The 7995-nt window shown below is 71.8% G+C and carries 5 protein-coding genes; 2 read left to right on the top strand and 3 right to left on the bottom strand.

Annotated features, from left to right (window positions below; all coding sequences use genetic code 11):
* From IE249_RS00115 to leuS, 3 genes are all read right to left on the bottom strand, one after another.
* A partial coding sequence (locus IE249_RS00115) for a DegV family protein (RefSeq protein ID WP_229857121.1) occupies positions 1-790 on the bottom strand: 790 nt, incomplete at its 3' end.
* Between the two features lie 72 nt (positions 791-862).
* On the bottom strand, positions 863-1648 hold the full coding sequence (locus tag IE249_RS00110) for a hypothetical protein (RefSeq protein ID WP_189702707.1): 786 nt from the start codon (positions 1646-1648) through the stop codon (positions 863-865).
* Between the two features lie 153 nt (positions 1649-1801).
* Complete coding sequence (gene leuS / locus IE249_RS00105) at positions 1802-4681, bottom strand: leucine--tRNA ligase (protein ID WP_189702706.1); 2880 nt, start codon at positions 4679-4681, stop codon at positions 1802-1804.
* A 504-nt stretch (positions 4682-5185) separates the two neighbouring features.
* On the opposite strand from leuS, the gene IE249_RS00100 reads away from it, so the two are divergent.
* Together IE249_RS00100 and IE249_RS00095 are read left to right on the top strand one after the other, a co-directional pair.
* Complete coding sequence (locus IE249_RS00100; protein ID WP_229857120.1) at positions 5186-6448, top strand: cytochrome b/b6 domain-containing protein; 1263 nt, start codon at positions 5186-5188, stop codon at positions 6446-6448.
* On the top strand, positions 6445-7995 hold a 1551-nt coding region (locus IE249_RS00095), incomplete at its 3' end, for an NADH-quinone oxidoreductase subunit NuoF family protein (protein WP_229857119.1). The genes IE249_RS00100 and IE249_RS00095, both read left to right, overlap by 4 nt.

The following is a 7995-nucleotide window of genomic DNA, read 5'->3' as shown; positions in this document are numbered from 1 at the left end:
CCGCGCCGACCTCGCTCACATGCAGGTCGGCGAGGCCGGACACCCTTGCCCGCAGCCGGTCCGCGAGGGCCGACGCGCGGTCCGGGGCGGCCAGATGGTGGACGGCGATGTCGACGTCGGCGCCGGCCGCCCGCTCGGCCGCGATCTCCTCGAGTCGGGCGATGGCCTTGGAGGCCGTACGGACCTTCTCCAGCGGTTCGATGCGGCCGCCCTGCAGCTGGAGCAGCGGCTTCACGGCGAGCGCGCTGCCGAGCAGGGCCTGCGCGGCGCCGATGCGGCCACCACGGCGCAGATAGTCGAGCGTGTCGACGTAGAAATAGGCGGATGTGCCGCCCGCGCGCTTCTCGGCGGCGGTGACGGCCTCGTCCATCGTGCCGCCGGCTTCGGCGACCTCGGCCGCGGAGAGCGCGCAGAAGCCGAGGGCCATCGCGATCATCCCGGTGTCCACCACCCGCACCGGCACCGGCGCCTCGCGTGCGGCGAGGACCGCGGCGTCGTACGTGCCGGACAGCTCCGCGGACAGGTGCAGGGAGACGATGCCGCTCGCGCCGGACTCGGCGACCTCGCGGTAGGTCTCGGCGAACCGCTCCGGGCTGGGGCGCGAGGTGGTGACGGGTCGTCGCTTCTGCAGCGCCTGGGCCAGGGAGCGCGTCGAGATCTCGGTGCCCTCTTCGAGCGCCTGGTCGCCGAGGACGACGGTCAGGGGTACCGCGGTGATGCCGTGGCGCGCCATCGTCCGCGGCGGCAGGTAGGCCGTTGAATCGGTGACGATAGCGACATGGCGGGACATGAGCTGGAGGTTACCTGCCGTAGTGCCCGGGCGGCAGCCCAGCCCCTCCCACCGGGTGCCCGGGTGGCCGGATCAAGTCGTGCTCTCCGGGCGGGGCTTCTTCTGCCAGGGATACACGGGACGGCTCCCCGGCGGCGTGATGGCGGGCCGGACGGGCTCCTCTCGCGGGGCCTGCCGTCGGCCGTCCTTCGGGGCCTCCCCCTGGGCATCGGGCCAGGTCTGCCCCTCCGCCTCACCGGCCGGCGCCTCGGGCCACGGCGGCGGTGCGGCCGCGGACGCGGACCCGGTGTCGGAAGCGGCCGGGGGCTCCTCCGCCCTGGTCCAGTGGCGCAGGGCGCCCGCCTCCACGTCGATCTGGGCGCTCAGCGTGTCCAGGTCGTCGTCGGCGAAGCGGCGGGCTCGGTCGCGGGCCGCCCAGCGCAGCGAGTCGGCCGACTGCGTGATGCGCCGGGTGCGCTCGCGCAGGCCGGGCAGCCGCTCGGCGAGCGTGGCCCGGTCGGGCTCGGCCTCCAGGCGCCTGAGTTCGGCGTCGAGTTCCCGCCCGTGCGTGCTGAGGCGCTCGAACAGGGCGACGGACTCCTTCAGGGACTCGTCCTCGCGCGCGCCCGCGTGCAGGGCGTCCTGGGTGGCCCGCATCGAGGTGCGCAGCGTGAGCCGCAGCTGGGCCAGCTCGCCGGCGGGGCCGGGCCGGCCGAACGACTTGGCGCGCAGGGTGTGGTCCTCGACGGTGCGGCGGGCCTGGTCGATGGTGCGGTCCACCCTGCGCTTGGCGGCGCCGACGACCTTCACGGTCGCGTAGACCCCGAGCACCAGGCAGAGCACGAAGATCAGGGCGACGACGGTGAGAACTGCTTCCACGGCGCTCCTCCTCCGGCTCGGCGGCACAGCACGCGCCGCTCTTCAACGGTAAACGCAACGGGCAGGTGCGGAGTTCCAGAAAAACCCCGAACCTGCCCGTAGGGGACTACCCCGACGCCGGAGGCGATCTCATGCCGCCCCCGGCGTCACTCCTCACGCCGTGACGATGTTCACCAGCTTCGGCGCCCGCACGATCACCTTGCGGATGCCCGCGCCGTCCAGCGCCGCGACGACCTTCTCGTCGGCCAGCGCGGCCTTCTCCAGCTCCTCCCCGGAGATGGACGGCGAGACCTCCAGACGCGCCCTGACCTTGCCCTTGATCTGCACGACGCAGGTCACGCTCTCGTCCACGGCGTAGGCCGGGTCGGCGACCGGGAAGTCCTGGTGGACGACCGAGCCGGTGTGGCCCAGCTTGTGCCACAGCTCCTCGGCGATGTGCGGGGCCAGCGGGGCCACCATCAGCACCAGCGGCTCGGCGACCGAGCGCGGCACCGCCCCGCCCGCCTTGGTCAGGTGGTTGTTCAGCTCGGTGATCTTGGCGATCGCCGTGTTGAACCGCAGGCCCTCCAGGTCCTGGCGGACCCCGTCGATCGCCTTGTGCAGGGCGCGCAGCGTGTCCTCGCCGGGCTCGGCGGCGGAGACGGTGACCTCGCCGGTGGTCTCGTCGACGATGTTGCGCCACAGCCGCTGCAGCAGCCGGAACTGGCCCACCACCGCGCGCGTGTCCCACGGCCGGGAGACGTCCAGCGGTCCCATCGCCATCTCGTACAGACGCAGCGTGTCCGCGCCGTACTCGGCGCAGATCTCGTCCGGAGTGACGGCGTTCTTCAGGGACTTGCCCATCTTGCCCAGCAGGCGGGAGACCTGCTCGCCCTGGTAGCAGTACGCGCCGTCGCGCTCCTCGACCTCGGCGGCGGGCACCGCGATGCCGCGGCCGTCCCGGTAGACGTAGGCCTGGATCATGCCCTGGTTGAACAGCTTGTGGAACGGCTCGGCGGAGGAGACGTGCCCCAGGTCGTACAGGACCTTGGACCAGAAGCGCGCGTACAGCAGGTGCAGCACGGCGTGCTCGGCACCGCCGACGTACAGGTCGACGCCGCCGTGCGGCATGCCCTCGCGCGGGCCCATCCAGTAGCGCTCGATCTCCGGGTCGACCAGCCGCTCGGAGTTGTGCGGGTCCAGGTAGCGGAACTCGTACCAGCAGGAGCCCGCCCAGTTGGGCATGGTGTTGGTCTCGCGGCGGTACTTCTTCGGCCCGTCCCCCAGGTCCAGGGTGACGTGGACCCAGTCCTCGTTGCGCGACAGCGGGGTCTCCGGCTGGGTGTCCGCGTCGTCGGGGTCGAAGGTGCGCGGCGAGTAGTCCTCGACCTCGGGCAGCTCCAGGGGCAGCATCGACTCGGGCAGCGCGTGGGCGATGCCGTCCTCGTCGTAGACGATCGGGAAGGGCTCGCCCCAGTAGCGCTGGCGGCTGAACAGCCAGTCGCGCAGGCGGAAGTTGACGGTGCCCTCGCCGATGCCCCGGTGCTCCAGCCACTCGGTGATGCGGGCCTTGGCCTCGGTGACGCCCAGTCCGTCCAGGGACACGCCGTCGCCGGTGGAGTTGACGATCTTCGCGTCGTAGGAGTCGAAGGCGTCGCCCCACGCCGAGGTGTCGGTGCCCCGGCCGTCGGTCGGCTCGACCACGCAGTGGACGGGCAGTTCGAAGGCGCGGGCGAAGTCGAAGTCGCGCGAGTCGTGCGCCGGTACGGCCATGATCGCGCCGGTGCCGTAGCCCATCAGGACGTAGTCGGCGATGAAGACGGGGACGCGCTCGCCGTTGACCGGGTTGGTGGCGTACGCGCCGATGAAGACGCCGGTCTTGTCCTTGGCCTCGGCCTGGCGCTCGACGTCGGACTTCGAGGCGGCCTGCGCGCGGTAGGCGGCGACGGCCTCCGCCGGGGTCGCGTGGCCGCCGGTCCACACCTGGTGGGTGCCTTCGGGCCAGGCGTCCGGGGTGAACTTCTCCACCAGCGGGTGCTCGGGCGCCAGCACCATGTAGGTCGCGCCGAACAGGGTGTCCGGGCGGGTGGTGAACACGGTGATGCGCTCGCCGTCGATCGGGAAGTCGACGCGGGCGCCCTCGCTGCGGCCGATCCAGTTGCGCTGCTGCAGCTTGATGGCCTCGGGCCAGTCCAGCTCCTCCAGGTCCTCCAGCAGCCGGTCGGCGTAGGCCGTGATGCGCATGTTCCACTGGCGCAGCTTGGACTTGAAGACGGGGAAGTTGCCGCGCTCGGAGCGGCCCTCGGCGGTGACCTCCTCGTTGGCCAGGACGGTGCCCAGGCCGGGACACCAGTTGACGGGCGCGTCGGAGGCGTAGGCCAGGCGGTAGCCGCTCAGGACGTCGGCGCGCTCGGTGGCGCTCAGCTCGCCCCACGCGCGCGCGTGCCCCGGCACCGGACGCTCACCGGACTCGAACTGGGCGACCAGCTCGGAGACGGGGCGTGCCCTGCGGGCCTCCTCGTCGTACCAGGAGTTGAAGATCTGCAGGAAGATCCACTGGGTCCACTTGTAGTAGTCCGGGTCGATCGTGGCGAAGGACCGGCGCTTGTCGTGGCCCAGGCCCAGCCGGCGCAGCTGGGCCTTCATGTTCTCGATGTTGGCCTCGGTGGACACGCGCGGGTGCGTGCCGGTCTGCACGGCGTACTGCTCGGCGGGCAGGCCGAAGGCGTCGAAGCCCAGGGTGTGCAGGACATTGTGACCGGTCATGCGCTGGAAGCGGGCGTAGACGTCGGTGGCGATGTAGCCCAGGGGGTGGCCGACGTGCAGGCCCGCACCGGACGGGTACGGGAACATGTCCATGATGAACTTCTTGGGCCGGGCGGCCAGCTCGGGCTCGCCGGCCAGGTCACCGGTGGGGTTCGGCGCCGCGTAGGTGCCCTCGGCGTCCCAGAAGTCCTGCCAGCGTGCCTCGATACCGGCCGCCGTCGCGGCCGTGTAGCGGTGCGGCGCTGCCTCCGCCGGACTGGCGGCGGCAGCGGGGTTCGTCTCGCTCATGATCCTCAAAGCTCCATCGATCGTCTCTGCCGGCGCTGCGACTCTCCGGAAACGAAAAATCCCCTCGCACAGGAGGGGACGCCGCGCCGATGCCGACCGTCCGAGTCGTCCGGAGGTCGGGACTGATCAGCGCGGCTCGCTAAGCAGAAGGCGTACGGCACGCATGGCGTCAGGGTACCGCAGCCGTCGAGTGCGCCGCGACGGACATCCGCGGCCGTCGGCGGAGCGTCCGGCTCCGGTCCTGGAGCCCAGGAGCCTGTTGTGAAGGTTCGGAAAACTTGAACGAAGTTCAAAGATTACCCGGCGTAACGGAACCTAAGGGGACATCGTGAGCCCCGGGACTCACTTTGATAACAACGCAATAACTCAAACGGGCTACTGCTCGGTTGGGAGCGACTTAGAGTTCGTTCTCGGGACCGCTTTCCCGAACCGCTCGGAGTCGCCCCCATGAACCCTCGTCGCAGTAACAGCTCGCTTCCCAAACCCGGCCGCTCGGCCTACGGGATGGCGTCCGCTGTCGTCCTGCTCCTCATACCCGTGGTCGTGCTGTTCGGCGGCAACTGGCTGCAGGACTTCCTGAACTTCGGTGCAGGCGTGCTGTCGCTGGTCTCCCTGACCTGCTCGGTCATCTGGGGCCTGGTCGCCCAGGACCGGATCTTCCTCAACATCCGGCAGCGGATCGTGGCCCAGGGCATCCACCGGGTGACCGCCGTGGCCTCGATCGCCTTCCTGCTGGTGCACATCACGATCAAGCTGGCCGTGGGCCACACGGTCCTCATCGCCGCGATCATCCCCTTCAGCCTGGGCGTGAGCGGCAGCGGCGGCCTGATCGGCCTCGGGTCCCTGGCCGGACTCCTCATGATCTTCGTGGGCGTCACCGGCGCGCTGCGCAACCAGTTCGCCTCCCCCGCGCCGGTCGCCGCGCGCTGGCGCGCGATGCACATGCTGGCCTACCCCGCCTGGTGCGCCGCGCTGATCCACGGCCTGTTCGCCGGCCGCCCGGCGAAGACGTTCTTCATGGTCTCCTACGAGCTGTGCCTGGTGGGGGTCATGGCCGCGCTGGCCCTGCGCGCCGCGCCGCGTCCGGTCAAGCGCCGCATCGCCGACCGCCTGGTGTCGCTCCTCGGCTCCGGGGAGCGGCCCGAGCTGGACGACCTGGACGCGAGCCGGGCCCGTACGTCGGAGTCCGCGCTGCCGGGCTACGAGGGCGCGCGCGCGTCCCAGGCCGGCCGCGCCGACGCCACGGGGTCCCTGCCCCGCATCCCGAGCCCGTCCTCGCCGCTCTACGACACCGCGGCTGCCGCCGGGGGCGCCGAGCCGGCCGCCGGGTTCGCGGCCGCCTACCGGGCCGTGTCGACGCCCCCGCGCGGGCAGCAGCCCTACAGCGCCGACCAGACCGCGCGCATGGACCTGCCCCCCTTCGACGCGCAGGCCACGGCCGCGATGCCCCGCATGGAGGGCTCCGGCGGCCCCTCGGGAAGCTGGCCGATCCCGTCCCCGCCGCCCGTCGGCGAGGCGCGCCCGTCGGCCTACGACCCCCTGAACGACACGGGGTACACCATCCCGCCCTATAACAATTCCGGCGTGAGCGGGTACGGCGGACGTGATGTGTACGACACCGGTGAGACGAACACGCGCTACGGCACGTACAACTCGAACGACACGTACAACACGAGCGGTCCCGCCAATGAAACAAGCCCCGGTGCGCCCTTCGACGCGCCGGGTTCGGGCGAACCTTGGAACACGCCTTCCGGAGGCTATAGGTGAACGAGGCCCTGCCCGACGTCCCGGAAGTCCGCGTGGTCGGGCTTCCCCAGCTCACGTCGGGCTTCGACCTTGTCGAACGACTCGATCTGCCCATGCACCTGAAGGTGCACGGGCCGCTTGAACCGATGGGCGGGGAGCAGCTCGCGCAGCTCTCCGAGGCCATCAATCTGAAGGGCCGCGGCGGCGCGGGCTTCCCCTTCCACAAGAAGCTGCGCTCGGTCGCCGAATCGGCGATCAAGCGCGGCGTCCGCCCGGTCGTCGTCGTCAACGGAAGCGAGGACGAACCTGCCTGCCGCAAGGACACGGTGCTGATCAACCGTGCCCCGCACCTGATCCTGGACGGCGCGCTGCTGTGCGCCGAGGCCCTCGGTGCCCGCACGCTCGTGGTGGGGGTGACCCGGGAGTCGACCCAGCGCTCGATGGAGGCCGCGCTCGCCGAGCGGGGCCTGAGCAACAGCCGCAGGTCGGCGCTGCGCGCGAGCGTGCAGCGCAACCCGGTGCGGATGGTCACGGGAGCGGCGTCCTCGCTGGTCCGCTCGATCGACGGCGGCCCGGCCATCCCGCCGGGCCGCAAGGTCAGCGCCTCGCAGAACGGCGTCGGCGGAGCCCCGACGCTGCTCTCCAACGCCGAGACGTTCGCCCAGCTGGCGATCGCCGCCCGGATCGGCCCGGAGCGCTACGGCAACACCGGTCTGTACGACGAGCCGGGCACCGTCATGCTGACGGTCTCCGGCGCCGTCGCCCGCCCGATGGTGATCGAGGTCCCCACGGGCGTGCCGCTGCGCTACGTCCTGCAGCTGGCCGGCGCCCCGCCGGTGCCGCAGGGCGTGCTCACCGGCGGCTACCACGGCAAGTGGATCGACGCGGCCACCGTCAACGAGGCGATCGTCTCCCGCAACTCCCTGGACGCGGTGGGCGGTTCACTCGGCGCGGGCGCGATCCTGCCGATCAGCCAGGAGACCTGTCCGCTGGGCGAGTCGCTGCAGGTGGCGAGGTGGCTGGCGGAGGAGAGCGCGGGCCAGTGCGGCCCCTGCTACCTCGGTCTGCCGGCCGCCGCGCGCGGCATGGAGGACATCCTGAACGGCGGCGGGCCGGCCGCCCTGGAGGCCCTCAAGCAGGTCGCCAGGAACGTGAAGCGGCGCGGCGCGTGCTCGCACCCGGACGGCTCGGCGATGTTCCTGGAGTCGACCATCAAGGCGTTCACGGACGACCTGGCCGCCCATGTCCTCGGCAACGGCTGCGGACGGCCCGTGGAGGGCGTTCTGCCGCTCTTCGAGGGCGGCAGGGCGCCTACGGGCATCCCGGGCGGTGCCGAGGCGGAGGAGACCGGCTCCAGCCGCCAGAAGATCTACGTCGACTGGACGCTGTGCCGGGGCCACGGGCTGTGCGCGGACATCCTCCCCGAGGTGTTCGAGCTGGGCGCCGACGGCTTCCCGACCGTCGCCCAGGCCCAGGTGCCGCGCTACGCGGAGGCCAAGGCGCTGCGGGCCGTGCGGCGCTGCCCGGCGCTGGCCCTGCGCATCGAGGAGGAGGCGCCGCGGGACCGG

It is taken from the genome of Streptomyces anandii JCM 4720 (assembly GCF_014650655.1).
Lineage (GTDB): Bacteria > Actinomycetota > Actinomycetes > Streptomycetales > Streptomycetaceae > Streptomyces > Streptomyces anandii.
The sequence above is the reverse complement of the archived record's forward strand: the minus strand, read 5'-3'. Positions and strand labels throughout refer to the sequence as shown.

Excerpts from the sequence above, each read along its gene's own strand:
- leuS (WP_189702706.1), bottom strand. The coding sequence starts at position 4,681 with ATGAGCGAGACGAACCCCGCTGCCGCCGCCAGTCCGGCGGAGGCAGCG.
- IE249_RS00100 (WP_229857120.1), top strand. The coding sequence starts at position 5,186 with ATGGCGTCCGCTGTCGTCCTGCTCCTCATACCCGTGGTCGTGCTGTTC.